We start from the raw sequence: 21,297 nt of genomic DNA, 5'->3' as shown, positions 1-21,297 counted from the left end.
TGAGGAGAAAATTAGAAATGACCTTCGTCGTCACCGACAACTGCATCAAGTGCAAGTACACCGACTGCGTAGAAGTCTGTCCGGTGGACTGCTTTTACGAAGGCCCGAATTTCCTGGTGATCCACCCGGACGAGTGCATCGACTGCGCGCTCTGCGAGCCAGAGTGCCCTGCCGTAGCCATTTACTCGGAAGACGAGATCCCTGCCGGCATGGAAAACTTCATCGAGCTCAACGCCGAGCTTGCCGAAGTCTGGCCCAATATCACCGAAAAGAAAGACGCTATGCCGGAAGCGGCAGAGTGGGATGGCAAAACCGGCAAGATCGCTGATCTGGAACGCTAGATTCCAGACAGACAAAAGGCCCTCAAGAGGGCCTTTTTTATTGAATGCGCTTTTCTGCAGACAAAAAAAGGGGCGGTATGACCCGCCCACGTTTTTCCCTGATCCCTGTATTCCCTTGTCATCATCCTGATGAATCGCATCCCGCGATGTCCTTGACCGTCATCCTTGATGGCCCGTGCCTGTCCGTTGGCACAGCTTCGATATTAGAGATTTAACCCTGGAGAGCAACACCCGAAACGCTCCAGAATATTTCCCGGTCGATTGTCTTACAGGATTAAACCTTTTCAAAAACAAAGCCTTGCAACGAAAAAACCGTGAAATTGGCGACTAGCCTTACTCCGATTACCTGAATGACTTACAGCAAGCGTGCGCAATGACTTACAGGCTTTGAACCTTCCAAGTACACCGACCGCGAGATTGAACAGGCAAAACCGTATTGGCGGGTCCCGTGAGCAGCAATATTAAAATGACGAAAGACATATAAAAAGGCCGATATACACACACTGTGTTATATCGGCCCTGGATGGATGCTGCAGAGGGGGGATTACTGGAAGAGGGATTCGCTGGACAGACCATTTTTCTCGAGGATCTCACGCAGACGCTTGAGTCCTTCAACCTGAATCTGCCTTACACGCTCACGCGTCAGGCCGATCTCAAGCCCTACATCTTCAAGCGTGCTGCTTTCATGCCCGCGCAAGCCGAAGCGGCGAATCACCACCTCGCGCTGCTTCTCGGTCAGTTCAGACAGCCATTGATCGATACTCTGTGAGAGATCGTCGTCCTGCAGCAACTCGCAGGGGTCTGTCGGACGGTCGTCGGTCAAGGTATCGAGCAGCGTCTTGTCCGAATCCGGGCCCAGCGAAACGTCCACTGACGAAACACGCTCGTTCAGGCCCAGCATGCGCTTGACCTCGCCTACCGGTCTTTCCAGCAGGTTGGCGATCTCTTCAGGAGAAGGTTCGTGATCCAGCTTCTGGGTCAGCTCTCTGGCCGCACGCAGATAAACGTTCAGCTCCTTGACCACATGAATCGGCAGTCGGATGGTCCGCGTCTGATTCATGATCGCGCGTTCAATGGTCTGACGAATCCACCAGGTGGCGTAGGTGGAGAAACGAAAACCGCGCTCCGGGTCGAACTTCTCAACCGCCCTGATCAACCCCAGGTTGCCCTCCTCGATCAGATCAAGCAATGACAGCCCACGATTGACATAGCGTCTGGCAATTTTTACTACCAGCCGCAGATTGCTTTCAATCATGCGTTTGCGCCCGGCCGGATCTCCACTTTGCGACAGACGCGCAAAATGCACTTCTTCTTCCGGGGACAATAGAGGAGAAAAACCGATTTCATTGAGGTACAGCTGGGTAGCATCAAGCGCCCGCGTGTAGTCAATGTACTTGTGTTGTTTGAGCGATGTTGATTGCTTGACCTTGGTACGTCCCGAGACAGCGGCTGGCTGCTTCTCGTTTGACGCTTCCTTCAGGACAATGCCGGCTTCCATAAGGAGCACTTCATCATCGATGTCAAACTCCGGCGCTTCGTTGCCAAGAGCCATTGTTTTAGTCCTTTGGTGAGTTCGACCTCAAGCTCCAGCATCGCCTGGTTCCATGGCAACGCTTGAGCCTGTTCCTATTACGCCTGGAACAGGCTGGCAACTATCAACGACGTGGCAAGAATCCTAACGGATCTACAGGTTTCCCTTGGCGGCGAATCTCAAAATGCAGTTTCACCCGGTCAGTTCCTGTTGACCCCATTTCGGCAATCGTCTGCCCTGCCTTGACCTGTTGTCCTTCCCGTACCAAAAGCCTGCGGTTATGACCGTAGGCACTGACGTAGGTATCGCTGTGTTTGATGATGATCAATTCGCCGTAGCCCCGTAATCCACTTCCGGCGTAAACAACTGAACCATCAGACGCTGCCAAAACAGGCTGTCCCAAATCACCAGCGATATCAATTCCTTTATTCAAACTGCCGTTTGAGGAAAATTTTCCTATCAAAATGCCACTCGAAGGCCAGGTCCAACCTGTCGGGGACTTGCCGGCCGGGCCTGTCCCGGTGGTCGCCGAGGGAGGTATAACCACAGGTACAACCGCAACAGGCTTGGACATGACCGTGGTTTTGACGGATCCGGAACTGCTGGTAGTGGTTGACGTGGACGTCACTGGACGCCCGGCGCTCGACGTTGAAACCACGCTCGGTGTTGAAGAGGAGCGTCCGTCAAAGCGAATTGTCTGACCAGGCTTGATGGTAAACGGCTCCGGGATCTGGTTACGGGCAGCCAGCGCCTTCCAGTCCCAGCCGTAACGAAATGCAATGGAAAAAAGTGTGTCACCGCGCCTGACCACGTATTGGCCAGTGGTCACCGTCGGGCGCTGGGCCACGGCATTGCCGTTGCGATCAACGACGCGAACGCCGCCTGAGGGCGAGCTGGAGCAGCCGACCAAAAGGACACTGAGAGCAATGCCAATCACCAGACGCTGATAACTTCTTGAAGACCTGAGCTGCTGAATGACTGTGAGACTCACCCGCCACTCCCTTTACTGGTGACTGAATTCAAAAAAGATGCCTATTGTGCCGTAATAGCGACGGGCAGCCAGTGATATCCGCTGAAAAACGCTGTTAAGTATCAATCAGCTGCATGGAAATGATGCCATCAGGCCATTCAACATTCCGGGCCGCGCGCTGTAGACAGATGACTGACGCCAGAATTCATTGTTTACCGCAGACAATCTTCAAGCGATGGGTCCATTGAGCAATGGCACGAAGCGCACAGCCCCCAGCACGTGCCGGGAAAAACCGTGTTCTTCACGGATGATCAGCATCAACTGCTGAACCTCCCCCGAGCCCACGGGAATGACCAGACGGCCTCCCGGTGCCAGCTGATCGAGCAATGCCTGCGGTACATCGGTTGCCACCGCGGTGACGATGATGCCGTTATAGGGCGCCAGGGCTGGCCAGCCTTCCCAGCCGTCACCCCAGCGGAACACCACATTGCGCAGATTGAGCTCGACCAGACGTTCCTTGGCGCGATCCTGAAGCACCTTGATGCGCTCGACCGAGAACACTCGTTCTACCAGCTGCGCCAGCACAGCAGTCTGATAGCCTGACCCCGTACCGATCTCCATGACCTTGTCCAGCGGCCCGGCTGCCAACAGCAGCTCGCTCATCCGCGCGACCATGTAAGGCTGGGAAATGGTCTGGTTGTGACCGATGGGCAATGCGGTGTCTTCGTAGGCGCGATGCGCCAGCGCTTCATCGACAAACAGATGCCGTGGCGTCTTGCGAATGACGTCCAGTACCCGCTGGTTGGAAATGCCCTCTTCACAGAGGCGCTGAATCAGACGCTCGCGGGTACGCTGCGATGTCATTCCGATCCCTCGACGCAATAAATCATCCTGCTCGCGTGACATCAACGAAGTCCCTCCAGCCAGGTGTTCAGGCTGCTGAATCCGTCCTGATAGGTTCTATCCAGCTGCAACGGCGTGATCGATACATAGCCTTGTACGACCGCATGAAAGTCGGTCCCGGCGCCGCCGTCCTCGACATCACCGGCAGCAGCGATCCAGTAGCCAGCGCGGCCACGCGGGTCGACGACCTTGATCGGCGCCGCAGCGCGGGCACGATGCCCCAATCGGGTCAGTTGAATGCCGCGGATGTGCTCGAGCGGCAGGTTGGGAATATTCACGTTCAATACCGTGCGGGGTGGCAGGTCGAGTTGCTCATGGGCCTCGACCAGCAAGCGCGCGTAATGCGCCGCCGTCGCCAGATTATCCGGCTGACGTGACAGAAACGAAAAGGCAAACGACGGGCGCTGCAGAAAACGCCCTTCAAGCGCTGCGGCGACCGTTCCGGAATACAGTACATCGTCGCCCAGATTGGCCCCCAGGTTAATGCCTGAAACCACCATGTCCGGTTGCCGCTCCAGTAGCCCGTGAATGCCCAGATGCACACAATCGGTGGGCGTACCGTTGACACTGATGAAGCCGTTTTCAAGGGTGTGCGGATGCAAGGGCCGGTCGAGTGTCAGAGAACTGCTGGCACCACTTTTGTCCTGATCAGGCGCAATCACCACGCAGTCGGCGTAGTTCGCCAACGCCGCATGGAGCGCGACAAGACCGGGCGCATTCACCCCGTCATCATTTGATATCAGAATACGCATGAGCTGTCCGTCTGCCCAACCGGCACCAGATCGATGAGTTCGCGTACCAAGACGGTCGCAAAGCATCCGGGCGGAAGGACGAATTCCAGTTGCAGAATGTCAGACTCGGGATAATGCCACGTCAGCCGCCCAATGGGCAGTCGCAGGATGCGACGTTCGTGCTCCATGCCCGCTCTGACCAGCCAGTCACGCAACACGGATTCGTCATCGGCAACGGTATTTTCCAGCGCTGCCGTCGCACCGCCAGCTGGCGAAGGGCCTTCACCCCACTGAGGACCGGTGGGGTGCAGATCGAGGATCGCCAGACGAGGATCGCTGCATTCATCCAATCCGGCCGGGAAAAAACTGCGACTGTCGGTGAACGCAAGCAAATCCCCGACCTGAGCCTTCTGCCAGCTGCCATCGGCAACCCGGGCGGCTAACACCCGGTTGAACAGGTAACTGCGCGCCGTGGACAACAGTCGCGAACGCACGGCGCGCTGCTCAGGCAGCGCCTTGCGGGCGGCGTAATCGCGTGCCTCGCCAAGATTTCCGCCCTGATAGCCAAAACGCTGCGTGCCGAAATAATTGGGGATGCCCTGCCGGGCAATGGTTTCAAGGCGCTGATTCAACGCGCCCTGGTCTGCATCCAGCTGAGTCAGACGCAGGGTGAAGCCATTGGCCGCATGGGCGCCACGCTGCAGCTTGCGTTTGTGACGACCGCTTTTGAGAATCTTCAGCGTGTCGTCCTGCGCAGCAGACAGATCAGGATCGGCCTTGCCCGGCAGTTGAATACTGAACCACTGACGGGTCAATGCCTGGCGATCCTTGAGACCGGCGTAGCTGACTGTGCGCAACTGAACGCCCGCAGCCCGGGCCAGCCGGCGCGCCGCCTCTTCCGTGTTCAGGCCGCGTTTCTCGACCCATAGCCACAAGTGCTCGCCATCCCCGGAAAGCGGAATGTCCAGCACTTCATCGACCTGAAAGTCTTCGGCAGTCGCCTTGAGCACTGCACGCCCCAGTGCATCGCCGTAAGCTCGCGGGCCCAGCAGTTCAAGTTCATTCATGCGCGCAGCAACAACGCAACGGCATGCACCGCGATGCCTTCTTCACGCCCGGTAAAGCCAAGCTTTTCGGTCGTTGTGGCCTTGACGTTGACCTGATCCAGCTCAACCTGAAGGTCTTCGGCGATCAATGCACGCATGGCATCGATATGCGGCGCCATTTTCGGTGCCTGAGCGACGATGGTCGCGTCGACATTACCGACCTTCAAGCCTTTGCCATGGATCAGCGTGAGGACATGACGCAGCAGCACGCGGCTGTCGGCGCCCTTGAACTGCGGATCAGTGTCAGGAAAGTGCTTGCCGATATCGCCCAGCGCTGCGGCGCCCAGAAGCGCGTCGCTCAAGGCATGCAGCAGGACATCGCCATCGGAATGGGCCAGCAGGCCGAACCCGTGTGCAATCCGCACGCCGCCCAAGGTAATGAAGTCGCCTTCAGCGAAACGGTGCACATCATAGCCATGGCCAATACGCATAAAAAAACGCCCTGAAAAAAGTCAGGGCGTGATTCTACCTGCTTTGGCGCGCGTTAGCTGTTCAAGGCTGCAGCGTGATGCCTGAGATGGTCTTCGATGAAGCTGGCGATGAAGAAATAGCTGTGGTCGTAACCTGGCTGCATGCGCAGGGTCAGCGGGTAATCCGCAGCCTTGGCCGCCTGAACCAGCACCTCGGGTTTGAGCTGATTGACCAGAAAATCATCACGATCGCCCTGATCGACCAGGGTCGGCAGCTTTTCGGACGCCTGCGCAATCAGCACGCTGGCATCCCACTCGCGCCAGCGAGAACGGTCTTCGCCCAGATAACGGGAGAATGCCTTTTGCCCCCAGGGGCAATCGATCGGATTACTGATCGGCGAAAACGCCGACACCGAGCGATAGCGGCCAGGATTGCGCAATGCGCAGACCAGCGCGCCGTGACCGCCCATCGAGTGGCCGCTGATACTGCGCACCTGCGACGCCGGGAAATGCCCCTCGATCAACGCCGGCAGTTCCTTGACCACGTAATCATGCATTTGGTAATGCCGCGCGTAAGGCTGCTCGGTAGCGTTAAGGTAGAAGCCCGCGCCCTGACCGAAGTCCCAGGCGCCGTCAGGGTCATCTGCCACGTCGGCACCGCGCGGACTGGTATCAGGCGCCACGATGATGATGCCCAGCTCGGCCGCCAGTCGATGGGCCGCTGCTTTCTGCATGAAGTTTTCATCCGTGCAGGTCAGGCCGGATAGCCAGTACAACACCGGCAGCTTGCCGCCCTGCTCCGCCTGTGGCGGCAGGTAGACGGCAAACACCATGTCGCAACCGAGCACTTGAGAATGATGCTTGTAGCGCTTGTGCCAGCCGCCGAAACTCTTTTGGCAGGAAATATTTTCCAAAGGCATAGGGTTTCCTCCAGTTGCAGGCGTCAAGCCTCAGGCTGCAGGCATGGACCAGAGCATCCTGCTTGCTGCTTGAAGCCGAGCGCCTGCCGCTGCTCCTTAAAAATGAATGACCGTGCGGATGCTTTTGCCTTCATGCATCAGGTCGAATGCCTTGTTGATGTCTTCCAGGCCCATGGTGTGGGTGATGAACGTATCCAGCGGGATTTCACCGGTCTGCGCCATGTCCACGTAGCTTGGCAATTCGGTACGACCACGCACGCCACCAAATGCCGAACCGCGCCAGACGCGCCCGGTCACCAGTTGGAACGGACGAGTAGCGATTTCCTGACCGGCACCGGCCACGCCGATGATGACCGACTCGCCCCAGCCCTTGTGGCAGGATTCCAGCGCTGCACGCATCAGCTGCACATTACCGATGCACTCAAACGAGAAGTCGACGCCGCCATCGGTCATGTCGACAATGACTTCCTGGATCGGACGGTCGAAATCCTTCGGATTGACGCAATCAGTCGCGCCCAGCTGCTTGGCGATTTCGAACTTGGCCGGGTTGATGTCGATGGCAATGATTCGAGCTGCCTTGGCTTTGACCGCACCGATCAATGCCGAAAGGCCAATACCGCCCAGGCCGAAGATGGCCACGGTATCGCCAGGCTTGACCTTGGCGGTGTTGAGCACCGCACCGATACCGGTGGTGACACCGCAACCCAGCAGGCAGACCTTTTCCAGCGGTGCCTGCTTGTCGATTTTGGCCACCGAGATTTCCGGCAGTACGGTGTACTCGGAGAAGGTCGATGTGCCCATGTAGTGGAAAATCGGCTCGCCCTTGTAGGAAAAGCGCGTGGTGCCATCCGGCATCAGGCCTTTACCCTGAGTGGCACGAATCGCCTGACACAGGTTGGTCTTGCCCGAGCGGCAGAACTTGCACTGACGGCATTCCGGGGTGTACAGCGGAATCACGTGGTCGCCGACCATCACCGAGGTCACGCCCTCTCCCACCGCTTCGACAATCGCACCGCCTTCGTGACCGAGGATCGACGGGAAAATCCCTTCAGGGTCAGCCCCGGACAGGGTGTAGGCATCGGTGTGGCAGACGCCGGAGGCTACTACTCTGAGCAGCACTTCTCCCGCCTTGGGCATGGCGACATCGACTTCAACGATCTCCAATGGCTTTTTGGCTTCAAAAGCGACAGCAGCGCGCGACTTGATCATCAATCTTCTCCGACGGGTAAAAACAAGGATTGCAGTGTAGTACAGTGCCAATTGACGAGTAATGCGGCTAAAAGCAAAACATTAATGCTGTACAGGGATAATCGATGTACACCAATCGCTGGGAAGGTCTGGATGAGTTCGTTGCCGTTGCAGAATGCGGGCAGTTCACGGCGGCAGCTCAGCGGCTCGGGGTCTCCTCGTCGCATGTGAGCCGTCAAATCGTTCGTCTTGAAGAGCGCCTGCAGACCCGTCTGCTCTACCGCAGCACACGCAAGGTCGCGCTGACGGAAGCCGGGCAAACCTTTCTGCACCACTGCCAGCGCCTGCAGGACGGCCGCGAAGAAGCTCTGCGCGCCGTGGGCGATCTGGCCAGCGAACCGAAGGGGTTGTTGCGCATGACCTGCGCGGTGGCCTATGGCGAGCGCTTCATCACGCCGCTGGTCACGCGTTTCATGGACGTTTACCCGCACCTGCGGGTCGATATCGAGCTGAGCAACGACACGCTGGACCTGGTTCATGAAGGCATGGACCTGGCGATTCGGCTTGGCCGGTTACAGGACTCGCGTCTGGTCGCGACCCGCCTCGCGCCACGGCAGATGTACCTGTGCGCTTCGCCGTCCTACATCGAGCGTTACGGCAGACCGCACAGCCTTTCGGAACTGAATCGCCATAATTGCCTGATCGGAGGCAGCGATACCTGGCAGCTTCAGCAGAACGGGCGTGAGTTTTCCCAGCGTGTACAAGGCAACTGGCGCTGTAACAGCGGCCAGGCCGTGCTGGATGCCGCACTGCACGGAGTCGGTTTGTGTCAGTTGCCGGATTACTACGTGCAGAAACATCTCAACGACGGCACGCTGGTTTCATTGCTGGAGGCGCATCAACCGCCCAACACTGCAGTATGGGCGCTCTATCCGCAGCAAAGGCACCTGTCACCCAAGGTGCGCAAGCTGGTGGATTATCTTAAGGAAGGGTTGGCGATGAGGGATGAATATCGCCAGTAGCGGAAACCTGGCGCCCGAACTTGCTGTGGCGCTGGCGCAGCCACTCCAGGTCTTCGGGACGCGTGACCTTGATGTTGTCGGAACGTCCCTCGATCAGGCGTGGCGACTGCCCCGCCCACTCGATGGCCGATGCCTCATCGGTGATGCTGACGTTAGATACCAGGCTGTCCGCCAGGGCGCGATGCAGGGCACCAAGACGAAACATCTGCGGCGTGAAGGCTTGCCAGATCAGGCTACGATCCACTGTTTCCAGCACGCGACCGCTGCTGTCGGCACGTTTGAGCGTGTCGCGGGCCGGCACGGCCAGCAGGCCGCCGACAGGGTCATCGGCCAGTTCGCCGAGCAGATTGTCCAGATCGCTGCGCGCCAGGTTCGGACGCGCAGCGTCATGAACCAGCACCCAGTCATTGTCACTGGCGCCCTGCGCATGCAGGTGCAGCAGCGCATTGAGTACCGAGCCTGAGCGCTCGCTGCCGCCGTCCACGCGCTGAATGCGAGTGTCATGCGCGCAGGGCAATGCAGCCCAGTAAGGGTCGTCCACAGCCAGACTGATCACCAACCCCTTGAGCCGGGGATGATCGAGAAAGCAAAGCAGGCTGTGTTCCAGAATTGTCAGGCCGCCCAGTGGCAGGTACTGCTTGGGACGGTCGGCTGCCATGCGAGCACCAATGCCCGCTGCAGGTATCACTGCCCAGAAGGCAGGAAGAAAGTCTTTCATCGCACCAACTTGATTATTGCGCGAGCTGGTAAAGGGTTTCGCCGTCCTTGACCATGCCCAATTCATGTCGGGCACGCTCTTCGACGGTTTCCAGGCCTTTTTTCAATTCCATGACCTCGGCATCAAGCACGCGGTTGCGCTCCAGCAGCACCTGATTTTCAGCATGCTGGTCGGCAATCTGCTGAGTCAGGCTGGCCACTTGCGCAAGGCTTCCGTTACCGACCCAAAGGCGGTACTGCAAGCCAGCCAGCAACAGGAGCAGGACGAGGAACAACCAGTTAGGACTGCGCATTGAAATATCAGGTACCCAGTAAAAAAGACAGCAGAGCCAACGTGAACAACAAACGACTGAGGGCATTGAGCCTGACATAAGCCAGGCTCAATCACTCCAGATTACCGCGGAGCGTCAGCATCGGAGCTGCACGGGCAAGTCAGGGGACTCGAATCCGTGCAGCACTCTGCGTCTTTTTACCATCTATGGCTCAGCCGCGAAACTCGGCACGACCACGATACACAGCCTTGGAGCCCAATTGCTCCTCGATGCGCAGCAATTGGTTGTACTTGGACACGCGGTCGGAGCGGCACAGCGAACCGGTTTTGATCTGACCGGCAGAGGTGCCCACAGCCAGGTCGGCAATGGTCGAATCTTCGGTCTCGCCGGAACGGTGAGAGATGATCGCAGTGTAACCGGCAGCCTTGGCCATCTGAATGGCTTCCAGGGTTTCGGTCAGCGTACCGATCTGGTTGAACTTGATCAGGATCGAGTTGGCGATCTTCTTGTCGATGCCTTCCTTGAGGATCTTGGTGTTGGTCACGAACAGGTCGTCACCTACCAGCTGGGTTTTCTCGCCGATCTTGTCGGTGAGGATTTTCCAGCCATCCCAGTCGGACTCGTCCAGACCGTCTTCGATGGAAATGATCGGGTGCTTGCGAGTCAGCTCGGCAAGGTATTCAGCGAACTCGGCAGAGCTGTATTCGCCCTCTTCGCTCAGTTTGTACTTGCCGTTCTTGTAGAACTCGCTCGCTGCGCAGTCCAGCGCCAGGGTCACGTCGGTGCCCAGCGTATAACCCGCATTGGAAACAGCCTCGGCGATAGCGTCGAGCGCTTCCTTGTTGGATGCCAGGTTAGGCGCGAAGCCACCTTCGTCACCCACTGCGGTGTTCAGGCCACGCGCCTTGAGGACCGCCTTGAGGTGATGGAAAATCTCGGTGCCCCAGCGCAGGCCTTCAGCGAAGGACTTGGCGCCGACAGGCTGGATCATGAATTCCTGGATGTCGATGTTGTTATCGGCATGCTCGCCACCGTTGATGATATTCATCATCGGCACCGGCATGGAGTACACGCCCGGGGTGCCATTGAGGTTGGCGATGTGCGCGTACAGCGGCAGGTCCTGATCCTGTGCCGCCGCCTTGGCAGCTGCCAGGGAGACCGCGAGGATGGCGTTTGCGCCCAGGCTTGCCTTGTTTTCGGTGCCGTCCAGCTCGATCATCGCGTGATCCAGCGCCTTCTGGTCGACCGGATCCTTGCCCAGAAGCAGGTCACGGATAGGGCCATTGATGTTGGCCACAGCTTTCAGAACGCCCTTGCCCATGTAACGGCTTTTGTCGCCATCACGCAGCTCCAGCGCTTCGCGCGAGCCGGTTGAAGCACCGGACGGCGCGCAGGCGCTGCCGATGATGCCGTTATCGAGGAGCACATCTGCTTCCACGGTGGGATTGCCACGGGAGTCGAGAACTTCACGACCTTTGATGTCGACGATTTTTGCCATTGTTGTAAACACTCCAAGATTGACGAAAACGACGCAGCTGGGAAAACAATGCTCGCAATCAGACGCGGGAAAAGGCAGGTCTGAATGCGACAACCCCGTCACGAATGACGGGGAACGGCACTTTACTGGAGAACCCTGTTCAAGCGGTCTCTACGATCGGAAAACTCTTTACAAGTTCATCCAGGGACTTGAGTTGGGCCAGAAACGGCTCGAGCTTGTCCAGACGCAGGGCACATGGCCCGTCGCATTTGGCGTTGTCAGGATCCGGATGGGCTTCAAGGAACAGACCGGCCAGATTCTGACTGATACCGGCCTTGGCAAGATCCAGCACCTGGGCGCGGCGCCCGCCCGCAGAATCGGAGCGACCGCCCGGCATCTGCAGGGCATGGGTCACGTCGAACAGGATCGGGTACTCGAACTGCTTCATGATGCCAAAGCCAAGCATGTCCACGACCAGATTGTTGTAACCGAAGCTGGAGCCCCGCTCACAGAGAATCAACTGATCGTTCCCCGCCTCTTCGCACTTGGTCAGGATGTGTTTCATTTCCTGGGGTGCAAGGAACTGGGCTTTCTTGATGTTGATGACTGCACCGGTTTTCGCCATCGCGACGACCAGATCGGTCTGCCGCGACAGGAAAGCCGGCAGTTGAATGATGTCGCAGACTTCGGCCACCACGGCGGCCTGATGAGGCTCGTGAACATCGGTGATCAGCGGCACGTTGAAGGTGCGCTTGATCTCTTCGAAAATACGCATGCCTTCTTCAAGGCCCGGCCCACGGTAGGAGTTCACCGAAGAGCGGTTGGCCTTGTCGAAGCTGGCCTTGAACACGTAAGGGATACCGAGCTTTTCGGTGACCTTTACGTATTCTTCACAGACCTGCATGGCCATATCCCGGGATTCGAGTACGTTCATGCCGCCGAACAGCACCATTGGCTTGTCGTTGGCGATCTCGATCGAACCTACGCGGATGATTTTCTGAGCCATGTCTGCAGTCCCTGTCAGGAATTTTTCTGATGTTGAGCCAATGCCGCCTTGACGAAGCCGCTGAACAGCGGATGACCGTCACGGGGCGTTGAGGTGAATTCCGGGTGGAACTGGCAAGCGACGAACCATGGATGATCCGGTGCTTCGACCACTTCAACCAGTGCGCCATCGCCCGAGCGGCCGGAGATCTTCAGGCCCGCCTCGATCAGTTGCGGCAACAGATTGTTGTTCACTTCATAGCGATGACGATGACGTTCGACGATCACGTCCTTGGTGTAGCAATTGTGGACCAGCGAACCGGCTTCAAGCTGGCACTCTTGTGCGCCCAGACGCATGGTGCCGCCCAGATCGGAGCTTTCGGTACGGGTTTCGACTGCACCGGTGGCGTCTTCCCATTCGGTGATCAGACCCACTACAGCGTGTGCGCTGGTACGGTCGAACTCGGTGGAGTTGGCGTCTTTCCAGCCCAGCACGTTGCGCGCGAACTCGATGACCGCGACCTGCATGCCCAGGCAGATGCCGAGGTACGGAACCTTGTTCTCACGGGCGAACTGAACGGCAGTGATCTTGCCTTCGACGCCGCGCAGACCGAAGCCACCCGGAACCAGGATCGCGTCCACGCCTTCCAGCAGGCCGGTGCCCTGGTTTTCAATGTCTTCAGAGTCGATGTAGCGCAGGTTGACCTTGGTGCGATTGGTGATACCGGCGTGGCTCATGGCTTCGATCAACGACTTGTAGGCGTCGAGCAGCTCCATGTACTTGCCGACCATCGCGATAGTCACTTCGTGTTCCGGGTTGAGCTTGGCGTCGACAACCTTGTCCCATTCGGACAGGTCGGCACCACCACATTGCAGACCGAAGCGCTCGACCACAAAATCGTCCAGGCCTTGCGAATGCAGAATGCCCGGGATCTTGTAGATGGTGTCCGCGTCTTCGAGGGCGATGACAGCACGCTCTTCGACGTTGGTGAACTGAGCGATCTTGCGACGCGAGGAAACGTCGATCGGGTGATCGGAGCGGCAGACCAGCACATCAGGCTGCAGGCCGATGGAGCGCAGTTCCTTCACCGAATGCTGGGTCGGCTTGGTCTTGGTCTCGCCGGCAGTAGCGATGTACGGCACCAGCGTCAGGTGCATCAGCATTGCGCGGCGTGCGCCGACTTCGAAACGCAACTGGCGGATGGCTTCAAGGAACGGTTGGGACTCGATGTCGCCTACGGTACCGCCGATCTCGACCAGCGCCACATCGGCATCGCCTGCACCCTTGATGATACGGCGCTTGATTTCATCGGTGATGTGCGGGATGACCTGAATGGTCGCGCCCAGGTAATCACCACGGCGCTCTTTGCGCAGGACGTGCTCGTACACACGGCCGGTGGTGAAGTTGTTGTTCTGGGTCATGGTGGTGCGGATGAACCGCTCGTAGTGACCAAGGTCCAGGTCGGTCTCGGCGCCGTCGTGAGTGACGAACACCTCACCGTGCTGGAACGGGCTCATGGTGCCTGGGTCCACGTTGATGTAGGGATCCAGTTTGAGCATGGTGACCTTGAGTCCCCGCGCCTCCAGGATGGCCGCCAATGAAGCCGAGGCAATGCCTTTCCCCAATGAAGAAACAACACCGCCCGTGACGAAGATGTAGCGCGTCATGAAAAACCCTAGAAGTCTGCGTTAAAGCGGTCAGAGCCGCCGGGGATAGCGAAGGAAGGCCGAAGCCCCCGATTACCGACAAAATTCACGGTGCACTCCCGAAACTGCTGCGTTGAAACCGACCGGCCGAAGCCAGTGTGGTGTGCGCTACATTTTAAGAATTACCCAGTAAATACTGGTTGGTAACCGGCAACTCATGTCGTTTCAAAAGAACCGACAGAAGCTGTATCAAGAAGGGAGCGTAGTCTACCTGAAAGGGCCTTTCAGCTCAAACTTTGGTCGCCGGTCGGCACAACCCAGCGCAAACGCCAGTTTTCATTGGGCGAACCGTCCAGTCCAGGCAGGTTGGCGACGGCCAGCAGCACGTTATCGAGGTAGAGCAGCGGCAATCTGCCGCGCAGAAACGCCGGCACTGACTGTTCGTTGAGCAGGCGCTTGAGATCACGGCTGCCACGTCCGTCCAGGCGTAACACTTCACCGCCCTGCCGATAGCGGACTTGCAGACACCCCGACGGCGCCTCGCCCTCCAGAACCACGCGGCCATTGCCGGGCAAGTCCAGCGCCACACCAGGGTCCGTCCAGTCCATTGCCTGATGACAGAGCGGCTCCCAGGCAGCCGGCACCCACCAGATGCAGCCCTGCGCCCTGTGCAACGTTCCATCGGCGAGCCGCCACAGCGGACCCGCGTCCTGCGCCGCATCGCGCAACGCCTCCCAGCCAGCCCAGTGATCGGTGTCCGGCAGACGCGTCAGTGGCGCAAGCCAATGACGCACTGCATTGCGCTGCCGGGCTGCGGACAAAGCGGCAATCGGCCCGAGACTCAACACCGGCAGGCCAACCCAGCTAAACGACGTAGCAGCCTGAGCATTGGCAATATCCTGCAGCGCAAGCTCATCGAGCAATTGCTGCGCTTCGCCGAGGTGGTGTGCGGTACGTGCCAGACTGGCGGCTGCCTGCGGCCATCTGGAGGTCAGCAACGGCAGTACCTGATTGCGCAGAAAATTGCGCGAAAACTGCTGATCGTCATTGCTGGCATCTTCGATCCAGTTCAGTCCATGTCGACGCGCGTAATCTTCCAGCTGCATACGCGATACATCCAGCAGCGGCCTCAGTAGATGCCCACGGCCCAGCACTCGCTGATAGGGCATGGCAGCCAGACCACGAACGCCTGCGCCGCGCAGCAGACGGAACAGCAGGGTCTCGGCCTGATCATCGCGATGCTGCCCGGTCAGCAGCACCTCGCCCTCACCCAGCCGCTCAGTGAAGGCGCCGTAACGCGCCTGACGGGCAGCCTGCTCGAGACTTGCAGCAGGCTCGACCTGAACGCGAACAGACTCGAATGCCACGCCGAGCGCCTTGCAGACCTGCTGACAATGCTCTGGCCAGGCATCGGCAGCGGTCTGCAGACCGTGGTGCACATGGATTGCGTTGAGCGCAGGCAGGGTTTCGCGGCCGGCGAGTTCAGCCAGAAGATGCAAAAGCACGGTTGAGTCGAGGCCGCCGGAGAAACCGACATGCCAGACAGGCGCATTGCGCCAGGGGGCCAGAACTTGAAGAAGCCTGACAGAAAGATCATGACCGGCGCGTGAGAGAGTGGTCATGGGTGTTTTTCACCGGTCTGGCGGGTTCGCACACTAAACGCTTCAGTGCTCAAGCCAGTCCTTTCGCGAACAGGTTCGCTCCCACGCCTTCCGGGCAGAAGCCCGCAAGACGTGGAAGCAATCGGGCGACGCAGCTTACAGACCGTAGCTCATCAAGCGGTCATAACGGCGGGCCAGCAGCTCATCGTTATCGAACTCCTTGAGCATCGCCAGCTGACTGCTCAACTCTTCGCGAATCAAGGCAGCGGCGGCGACCGGATCACGATGCGCGCCACCCAGTGGTTCGGCGATGACCTTGTCGACGATACCCAGGCCTTTCAGGCGGTCAGCGGTGATACCCATGGCTTCGGCAGCATCCGGTGCCTTCTCGGCGGTTTTCCACAGAATCGACGCGCAGCCTTCCGGAGAGATTACCGCGTAGGTCGAATACTGCAGCATGTTCAACTGGTCGCATACGCCAATTGCCAGCGCACCACCGGAACCGCCTTCACCGATAACAGTAGCGATGATCGGGGTCTTGAGACGGGCCATGACACGCAGGTTCCAGGCAATTGCCTCGCTCTGGTTGCGCTCTTCCGCGTCGATACCAGGATAAGCGCCCGGCGTATCGATAAAGGTCAGGATCGGCATCTTGAAGCGCTCGGCCATTTCCATCAGGCGGCAGGCCTTGCGATAGCCTTCGGGGCGCGGCATGCCGAAGTTGCGACGAACCTTCTCGCGCACTTCCCGGCCTTTCTGATGACCGATAACCATGACTGGCTGGTTGTCGAGACGGGCAATACCGCCGACGATCGCCGCATCATCGGAGAAATGACGATCACCGTGCAGCTCATCGAACTCGGTAAAGATGTTTTCGATGTAGTCCAGCGTGTAGGGACGACGCGGATGGCGCGCCATGCGCGCGATCTGCCAGCTGGTCAGGTTGCCGAAGATGCTTTCGGTGAGCGTCTTGCTCTTGTCTTGCAGCCGGGAGATCTCGTCGCCGATGTTCAGCGAGTTGTCATTACCCACCAAGCGCAGTTCTTCGATTTTGGCCTGCAAGTCAGCGATAGGCTGTTCGAAATCAAGAAAATTCGGGTTCATAGGCATCCGTCTTGGGTCGACGGCCAAGAGGCCGGCCGGTTGATCCGTCTGCGCCGTTCCTGTTCGGAACCGGCGCGTTCAGGTCGAAATTAAAATTCAGGGTTGAGCGCAAGTCGAGCCTGCGACGTTCAACGATACTGGAGAAAGACGTTCTCACGTCCGAACTGGTCACGCAGAGCTTGAATCAAGCTGTCCGCAGGATCAATCCGCCATGCTTCTCCCAATTGCAGCAATGCGCGGGCGTCCTGCCCCGTGTAGTCCACCGTGATCGGACAGGCACCGCGATGGCGCTTGCACAGATCGCCCAGCCAGCGCAGCCGGTCGCCCTTGAGCGCTTCGGCACGCACCGTCACACGCAGGCTCTCGGCCAGATTGGTGCGGGCATCCTCGATACTCATGACACGCTTGGCCCGCAGGCGCAGCCCACCGGAGAAGTCATCATTACTGACTTCGCCCTCGACCACCACCATAGCATCGGTCTGCAACAGTGACTGAGCCGAATGAAACGCTTCGGCAAACAGCGACGCCTCGATGCGCGCCGAGCGATCGTCCAGGGTAATGAACCCCATCTTGTCGCCCTTCTTGTTCTTCATGACGCGCAGGGCAATGATCAGGCCTGCGACCGTCTGGGTGTCTCTTGCGGGCTTGAGATCGATGATCCGTTGCCGGGCGAAACGGCGGATCTCGCCTTCATATTCATCGATCGGGTGCCCGGTCAGGTACAGGCCCAGGGTTTCCTTTTCACCACGCAGACGATCCTTGAGGCTCAGCTCACGGGTCTTGCGATGATTCGCATAAACATCGGCGTCCGCTTCGACGAACAGGCCGCCGAACAGGTCCGAGTGACCACTGTCGCGACTGCGCGCTGTCTGCTCGGCAGCCTGAATGGCCTCTTCCAGCGCCGCAAGCAACACCGAACGGTTACGATCGATATTGGCCTGATAAGCCTTGGGCTCGAGTTCGAAGTACGGCCCGAGACGATCCAGCGCACCGCTGCGAATCAGGCCATCCAGCGTTCGCTTGTTGACGCGCTTGAGGTCGACGCGGGCGCAGAAGTCGAACAAGTCCTTGAACGGCCCGTTCTGGCGCGCATCGGTAATCGCCTCGACCGGCCCCTCGCCTACGCCCTTGATCGCGCCAAGGCCATAAAGAATGCGGCCATCGTCACTCACCGTGAACTTGAACTCCGAGGTGTTCACGTCCGGCGCGTCGAGGCGCAGCTTCATCGTGCGCACTTCTTCGATCAAGGTCACGACCTTGTCGGTGTTGTGCATATCCGCCGACAACACCGCCGCCATGAACGGCGCCGGGTAGTGAGTCTTCAACCAGGCAGTCTGGTACGACACCAGCCCGTAGGCCGCGGAGTGGGACTTGTTGAAACCGTAACCGGCGAATTTTTCCACCAGGTCGAAGATGTTACCGGCCAGGTCCGGGTCGATGTTATTGGTCTTGCAGCCATCGATGAAACCACCGCGCTGCTTGGCCATTTCCTCGGGCTTTTTCTTGCCCATTGCGCGACGCAGCATGTCCGCACCGCCAAGGGTGTAACCGGCCATGACCTGAGCGATCTGCATCACCTGTTCCTGATACAGGATAATGCCGTAGGTCGGTGCGAGTACCGGCTTGAGGCCTTCGTACTGGTAATCGACGTGCGGATAGGACAGCTCGGCGCGACCGTGCTTACGGTTGATGAAGTCGTCCACCATGCCCGATTGCAGCGGGCCGGGGCGGAACAACGCCACCAGTGCGATCAAGTCTTCCAGACAGTCGGGCTTGAGCTTTTTGATCAGCTCTTTCATGCCGCGCGACTCGAGCTGGAACACCGCCGTGGTCTCGGCGCGCTGCAGCAACTGATAGGTCGGCATGTCGTCGAGCGGGATGAACGCGATGTCCAGCGGTTCTTCGTTGACCTTGGCGCGGTCGCGGTTGATGGTCTTGAGTGCCCAGTCGATGATGGTCAGGGTACGCAGACCGAGGAAGTCGAACTTCACCAGCCCCGCAGCCTCGACATCGTCCTTGTCGAACTGGGTCACCAGACCGTCACCGGCCTCGTCGCAATAGATCGGCGAGAAGTCGGTCAGCTTGGTCGGGGCAATTACCACACCACCGGCGTGCTTACCGACGTTACGCACGATGCCTTCGAGCTTGAGCGCCATCTCCCAGATTTCCGCAGCTTCCTCATCCACCTTGAGGAAATCGCGAAGAATCTCTTCCTGCTCGTAGGCTTTTTCGAGGGTCATGCCGACTTCGAACGGGATCATCTTCGACAGACGATCCGCCAGCCCGTAAGACTTGCCCTGCACCCGCGCCACGTCACGCACCACCGCCTTGGCGGCCATGGAACCGAAGGTGATGATCTGGCTGACCGCGTTGCGACCGTACTTCTCGGCCACATACTCGATCACCCGGTCACGACCATCCATGCAGAAGTCGACGTCGAAGTCGGGCATGGACACCCGTTCCGGGTTCAGGAAGCGTTCGAACAGCAGGTCGTATTCCAGCGGGTCGAGGTCGGTGATCTTCTGCACATAGGCAACCAGCGAGCCGGCCCCCGAACCACGACCCGGCCCCACCGGTACGCCGTTGCTCTTGGCCCACTGGATGAAGTCCATCACGATCAGAAAGTAACCGGGGAAGCCCATCTGGATAATGATATCCAGCTCGAAATTCAGCCGGTCGACATACACCTGACGCCTGGCTTCGTAATCTTCGGTCGTGTCCTTGGGCAACAGGACTGCAAGACGCTCTTCCAGGCCATCGAAGGAGACCTTGCGGAAATACTCATCGATGGTCATGCCATCGGGAATCGGGAAGTTGGGCAGGAAGTGCGTGCCCAGCTTGACGTCGATGTTGCAGCGCTTGGCAATCTCGACGGTGTTTTCCAGCGCTTCCGGCAGGTCGCTGAACAGCTCGGCCATTTCTTCCGGGCTTTTCAGGTATTGCTGATCGCTGTAATTGTGCGAGCGACGCGGGTCGTCCAGCGCACGGCCTTCACCGATGCATACGCGGGTTTCGTGGGCTTCGAAATCGGCCTGTTTGATGAAGCGCACATCATTGGTCGCCACCAACGGCGCGCCGTGACGCTCGGCCAGGGCCACCGCAGCGTGCAGGTGTTCTTCGTCATTGGCGCGGTTGGTACGCTGTACTTCGATGTAGAAGCGGTCAGGAAAGACTTCCAGCCACTCGCGCAACAGTTCGTCGGCCTCCCCCGGATTGCCGCCGAGCAAGGCCATGCCGATCTCGCCTTCCTTGGCCGCGGAAAGCGCAATCACGCCTTCGCTGGCCTGCGCGACCCACTGGCGCTGAATGACGATCTGACCGTTGCGCTGGCCTTCGATAAAGCCTCGGGAAATCAGCTCGGTCAGGTTGCGGTAGCCCTGGGCATTCATGGCCAGCAGGCTGATGCGGCTGAGCGCGGCATCTTCGTCCCTGCCTGCCAGCCATAGGTCGACGCCACAGATCGGCTTGATGCCGGAGCCCTGGGCAGCCTTGTAGAACTTGACCAGCGAACACATGTTGTTCTGGTCGGTCACCGCCACGGCGGGCATGTTCATGCCGGTCAGCGCCTTGATCAACGGTTTGACCCGGACCAGACCGTCAACCAGAGAATATTCGGTGTGCAGGCGTAGATGAACGAAAGAAGCCGGCATGGTGATCCTATAAAACGCGAAAATACAAAAAACGAAGGGCAGGATTGTAGCTGGCCCGGAGTGAAACGTCAGTCCTGCAGCAAACCGGCTGACAACGGAAGCGAGCCGCCGAGCATCAGCGTGGCGCGCGCTTCATGGGCTGCACGCACCGGAGCGAAGGAACGCCGATGAATGGGCGTAGGCCCAAGCCGGGCCAGTGCTTCCAGATGCACCGGCGTAGGATAACCCTTGTGCCCACCGATGCCATAACCCGGATAGATGAGTTCAAACGCCGCCATTTCCCGGTCCCGGCTTACCTTGGCGAGAATCGATGCGGCGGCGATGGCGGGTACCTTGGAGTCACCCTTTACCACCGGCGCCGAAGGCACCGACAACTGCGGGCAGCGGTTGCCGTCGATAAGCGCCAGTCTGGGCGTGATACTCAACCCTTCGACGGCGCGCTGCATGGCCAGCATCGTGGCGTGCAGGATATTCAACTGGTCGATCTCTTCGACTTCAGCCCTGGCGATGAACCAGCACAGGGCTTTCTCCTGAATTTCGACGTAGAGCTTTTCGCGCCTGGCTTCGGTCAGTTTCTTCGAGTCATTGAGACCGCGAATGGGCCTGGCCGGATCGAGAATGACGGCGGCGGTTACCACTGCACCGCACAGCGGACCGCGACCCACTTCATCGACACCCGCCACCAGGTCCTCGACGAGGGTAAAATCCAGACCTGTTTGCATC

The 21,297-nt window shown here is 58.8% G+C and carries 19 protein-coding genes; 2 read left to right on the top strand and 17 right to left on the bottom strand.

Translation table 11 applies throughout. The features are described from left to right. Window positions 1-17: 17 nt before the first annotated feature. Window positions 18-341, top strand: coding sequence for a ferredoxin FdxA (fdxA, locus tag PI739_RS02545; RefSeq protein ID WP_003433347.1), 324 nt, complete (start codon window positions 18-20; stop codon window positions 339-341). A 544-nt stretch (window positions 342-885) separates the two neighbouring features. Here the strand turns inward: fdxA and rpoS are convergent. The 8 genes from rpoS to PI739_RS02505 form a co-directional block, all read right to left on the bottom strand. Then, entirely contained in the window at window positions 886-1,893 is a 1,008-nt protein-coding gene (gene rpoS, locus PI739_RS02540) for an RNA polymerase sigma factor RpoS (RefSeq protein ID WP_003364793.1), read from the bottom strand. Window positions 1,894-1,996: 103 nt separating this feature from the next. Next, entirely contained in the window at window positions 1,997-2,863 is an 867-nt protein-coding gene (locus PI739_RS02535; protein ID WP_003433348.1) for a peptidoglycan DD-metalloendopeptidase family protein, read from the bottom strand. A gap of 207 nt (window positions 2,864-3,070) precedes the next feature. Next, window positions 3,071-3,706, bottom strand: coding sequence for a protein-L-isoaspartate(D-aspartate) O-methyltransferase (locus tag PI739_RS02530; RefSeq protein WP_003364797.1), 636 nt, complete (start codon window positions 3,704-3,706; stop codon window positions 3,071-3,073). Window positions 3,707-3,747: 41 nt separating this feature from the next. Further along, window positions 3,748-4,497 (bottom strand): 5'/3'-nucleotidase SurE, encoded by a 750-nt coding sequence (gene surE / locus PI739_RS02525; protein ID WP_003364800.1) that lies wholly within the window; start codon window positions 4,495-4,497, stop codon window positions 3,748-3,750. Further along, on the bottom strand, window positions 4,485-5,543 hold the full coding sequence (gene truD, locus PI739_RS02520; protein WP_003433352.1) for a tRNA pseudouridine(13) synthase TruD: 1,059 nt from the start codon (window positions 5,541-5,543) through the stop codon (window positions 4,485-4,487). Before truD ends, surE begins: the two co-directional genes overlap by 13 nt. Beyond that, window positions 5,540-6,013: a 2-C-methyl-D-erythritol 2,4-cyclodiphosphate synthase gene (gene ispF / locus PI739_RS02515; protein ID WP_003433353.1), complete on the bottom strand. Its 474-nt coding sequence runs from the start codon at window positions 6,011-6,013 to the stop codon at window positions 5,540-5,542. Before ispF ends, truD begins: the two co-directional genes overlap by 4 nt. A gap of 53 nt (window positions 6,014-6,066) precedes the next feature. Next, window positions 6,067-6,912, bottom strand: a complete 846-nt coding sequence (gene fghA / locus PI739_RS02510; protein ID WP_003364809.1) for an S-formylglutathione hydrolase — start codon at window positions 6,910-6,912, stop codon at window positions 6,067-6,069. A gap of 96 nt (window positions 6,913-7,008) precedes the next feature. Further along, on the bottom strand, window positions 7,009-8,121 hold the full coding sequence (locus PI739_RS02505) for an S-(hydroxymethyl)glutathione dehydrogenase/class III alcohol dehydrogenase (protein WP_003391047.1): 1,113 nt from the start codon (window positions 8,119-8,121) through the stop codon (window positions 7,009-7,011). A 104-nt stretch (window positions 8,122-8,225) separates the two neighbouring features. Between PI739_RS02505 and PI739_RS02500 the strand changes: the two genes are divergently transcribed. Continuing rightward, window positions 8,226-9,122 (top strand): LysR family transcriptional regulator, encoded by an 897-nt coding sequence (locus PI739_RS02500; protein WP_003433355.1) that lies wholly within the window; start codon window positions 8,226-8,228, stop codon window positions 9,120-9,122. Here the strand turns inward: PI739_RS02500 and ispD are convergent. The 9 genes from ispD to rnhB all read right to left on the bottom strand — a co-directional run bounded on the left by ispD (window position 9,082) and on the right by rnhB (window position 21,296). Beyond that, window positions 9,082-9,840 (bottom strand): 2-C-methyl-D-erythritol 4-phosphate cytidylyltransferase, encoded by a 759-nt coding sequence (gene ispD / locus PI739_RS02495; protein ID WP_003364815.1) that lies wholly within the window; start codon window positions 9,838-9,840, stop codon window positions 9,082-9,084. The two genes, PI739_RS02500 and ispD, sit on opposite strands and share 41 nt — an antisense overlap. A 13-nt stretch (window positions 9,841-9,853) precedes the next feature. After that, window positions 9,854-10,132 (bottom strand): cell division protein FtsB, encoded by a 279-nt coding sequence (ftsB, locus tag PI739_RS02490; protein WP_003314315.1) that lies wholly within the window; start codon window positions 10,130-10,132, stop codon window positions 9,854-9,856. A 190-nt stretch (window positions 10,133-10,322) separates the two neighbouring features. After that, entirely contained in the window at window positions 10,323-11,609 is a 1,287-nt protein-coding gene (gene eno / locus PI739_RS02485; protein WP_003364816.1) for a phosphopyruvate hydratase, read from the bottom strand. A 139-nt stretch (window positions 11,610-11,748) separates the two neighbouring features. Continuing rightward, entirely contained in the window at window positions 11,749-12,594 is an 846-nt protein-coding gene (gene kdsA / locus PI739_RS02480) for a 3-deoxy-8-phosphooctulonate synthase (protein WP_003314314.1), read from the bottom strand. Between the two features lie 14 nt (window positions 12,595-12,608). Next, entirely contained in the window at window positions 12,609-14,240 is a 1,632-nt protein-coding gene (locus PI739_RS02475; RefSeq protein WP_054080758.1) for a CTP synthase, read from the bottom strand. Between the two features lie 263 nt (window positions 14,241-14,503). Further along, window positions 14,504-15,841, bottom strand: coding sequence for a tRNA lysidine(34) synthetase TilS (gene tilS, locus PI739_RS02470; protein WP_054080757.1), 1,338 nt, complete (start codon window positions 15,839-15,841; stop codon window positions 14,504-14,506). Window positions 15,842-15,976: 135 nt separating this feature from the next. Further along, a complete protein-coding gene (gene accA, locus PI739_RS02465; protein WP_003364825.1) occupies window positions 15,977-16,924 on the bottom strand; it encodes an acetyl-CoA carboxylase carboxyl transferase subunit alpha in 948 nt (315 codons plus the stop codon). 128 nt (window positions 16,925-17,052) lie between these two features. Further along, window positions 17,053-20,574, bottom strand: a complete 3,522-nt coding sequence (gene dnaE, locus PI739_RS02460; RefSeq protein ID WP_003433366.1) for a DNA polymerase III subunit alpha — start codon at window positions 20,572-20,574, stop codon at window positions 17,053-17,055. Window positions 20,575-20,642: 68 nt separating this feature from the next. Continuing rightward, window positions 20,643-21,296, bottom strand: a complete 654-nt coding sequence (rnhB, locus tag PI739_RS02455; RefSeq protein WP_003433370.1) for a ribonuclease HII — start codon at window positions 21,294-21,296, stop codon at window positions 20,643-20,645. Window position 21,297: the final 1 nt, after the last annotated feature.

The organism is Pseudomonas cerasi (genome assembly GCF_027983475.1).
GTDB lineage: Bacteria > Pseudomonadota > Gammaproteobacteria > Pseudomonadales > Pseudomonadaceae > Aquipseudomonas > Aquipseudomonas cerasi.
Note: the sequence above shows the minus strand (reverse complement) of the source record. Positions and strands in the feature narration are given on the sequence as shown.

What these genes read in the sequence shown, in the direction of transcription:
- ispF (WP_003433353.1), bottom strand. Translation starts at nt 6,013, where the DNA reads ATGCGTATTGGCCATGGCTATGATGTGCACCGTTTCGCTGAAGGCGAC.
- PI739_RS02500 (WP_003433355.1), top strand. Translation starts at nt 8,226, where the DNA reads ATGTACACCAATCGCTGGGAAGGTCTGGATGAGTTCGTTGCCGTTGCA.
- fghA (WP_003364809.1), bottom strand. Translation starts at nt 6,912, where the DNA reads ATGCCTTTGGAAAATATTTCCTGCCAAAAGAGTTTCGGCGGCTGGCAC.
- ispD (WP_003364815.1), bottom strand. Translation starts at nt 9,840, where the DNA reads ATGAAAGACTTTCTTCCTGCCTTCTGGGCAGTGATACCTGCAGCGGGC.
- fdxA (WP_003433347.1), top strand. Translation starts at nt 18, where the DNA reads ATGACCTTCGTCGTCACCGACAACTGCATCAAGTGCAAGTACACCGAC.
- accA (WP_003364825.1), bottom strand. Translation starts at nt 16,924, where the DNA reads ATGAACCCGAATTTTCTTGATTTCGAACAGCCTATCGCTGACTTGCAG.
- surE (WP_003364800.1), bottom strand. Translation starts at nt 4,497, where the DNA reads ATGCGTATTCTGATATCAAATGATGACGGGGTGAATGCGCCCGGTCTT.
- PI739_RS02475 (WP_054080758.1), bottom strand. Translation starts at nt 14,240, where the DNA reads ATGACGCGCTACATCTTCGTCACGGGCGGTGTTGTTTCTTCATTGGGG.
- PI739_RS02530 (WP_003364797.1), bottom strand. Translation starts at nt 3,706, where the DNA reads ATGACATCGCAGCGTACCCGCGAGCGTCTGATTCAGCGCCTCTGTGAA.
- ftsB (WP_003314315.1), bottom strand. Translation starts at nt 10,132, where the DNA reads ATGCGCAGTCCTAACTGGTTGTTCCTCGTCCTGCTCCTGTTGCTGGCT.
- truD (WP_003433352.1), bottom strand. Translation starts at nt 5,543, where the DNA reads ATGAATGAACTTGAACTGCTGGGCCCGCGAGCTTACGGCGATGCACTG.
- rpoS (WP_003364793.1), bottom strand. Translation starts at nt 1,893, where the DNA reads ATGGCTCTTGGCAACGAAGCGCCGGAGTTTGACATCGATGATGAAGTG.
- kdsA (WP_003314314.1), bottom strand. Translation starts at nt 12,594, where the DNA reads ATGGCTCAGAAAATCATCCGCGTAGGTTCGATCGAGATCGCCAACGAC.
- rnhB (WP_003433370.1), bottom strand. Translation starts at nt 21,296, where the DNA reads ATGCAAACAGGTCTGGATTTTACCCTCGTCGAGGACCTGGTGGCGGGT.
- tilS (WP_054080757.1), bottom strand. Translation starts at nt 15,841, where the DNA reads ATGACCACTCTCTCACGCGCCGGTCATGATCTTTCTGTCAGGCTTCTT.
- dnaE (WP_003433366.1), bottom strand. Translation starts at nt 20,574, where the DNA reads ATGCCGGCTTCTTTCGTTCATCTACGCCTGCACACCGAATATTCTCTG.
- eno (WP_003364816.1), bottom strand. Translation starts at nt 11,609, where the DNA reads ATGGCAAAAATCGTCGACATCAAAGGTCGTGAAGTTCTCGACTCCCGT.
- PI739_RS02505 (WP_003391047.1), bottom strand. Translation starts at nt 8,121, where the DNA reads ATGATCAAGTCGCGCGCTGCTGTCGCTTTTGAAGCCAAAAAGCCATTG.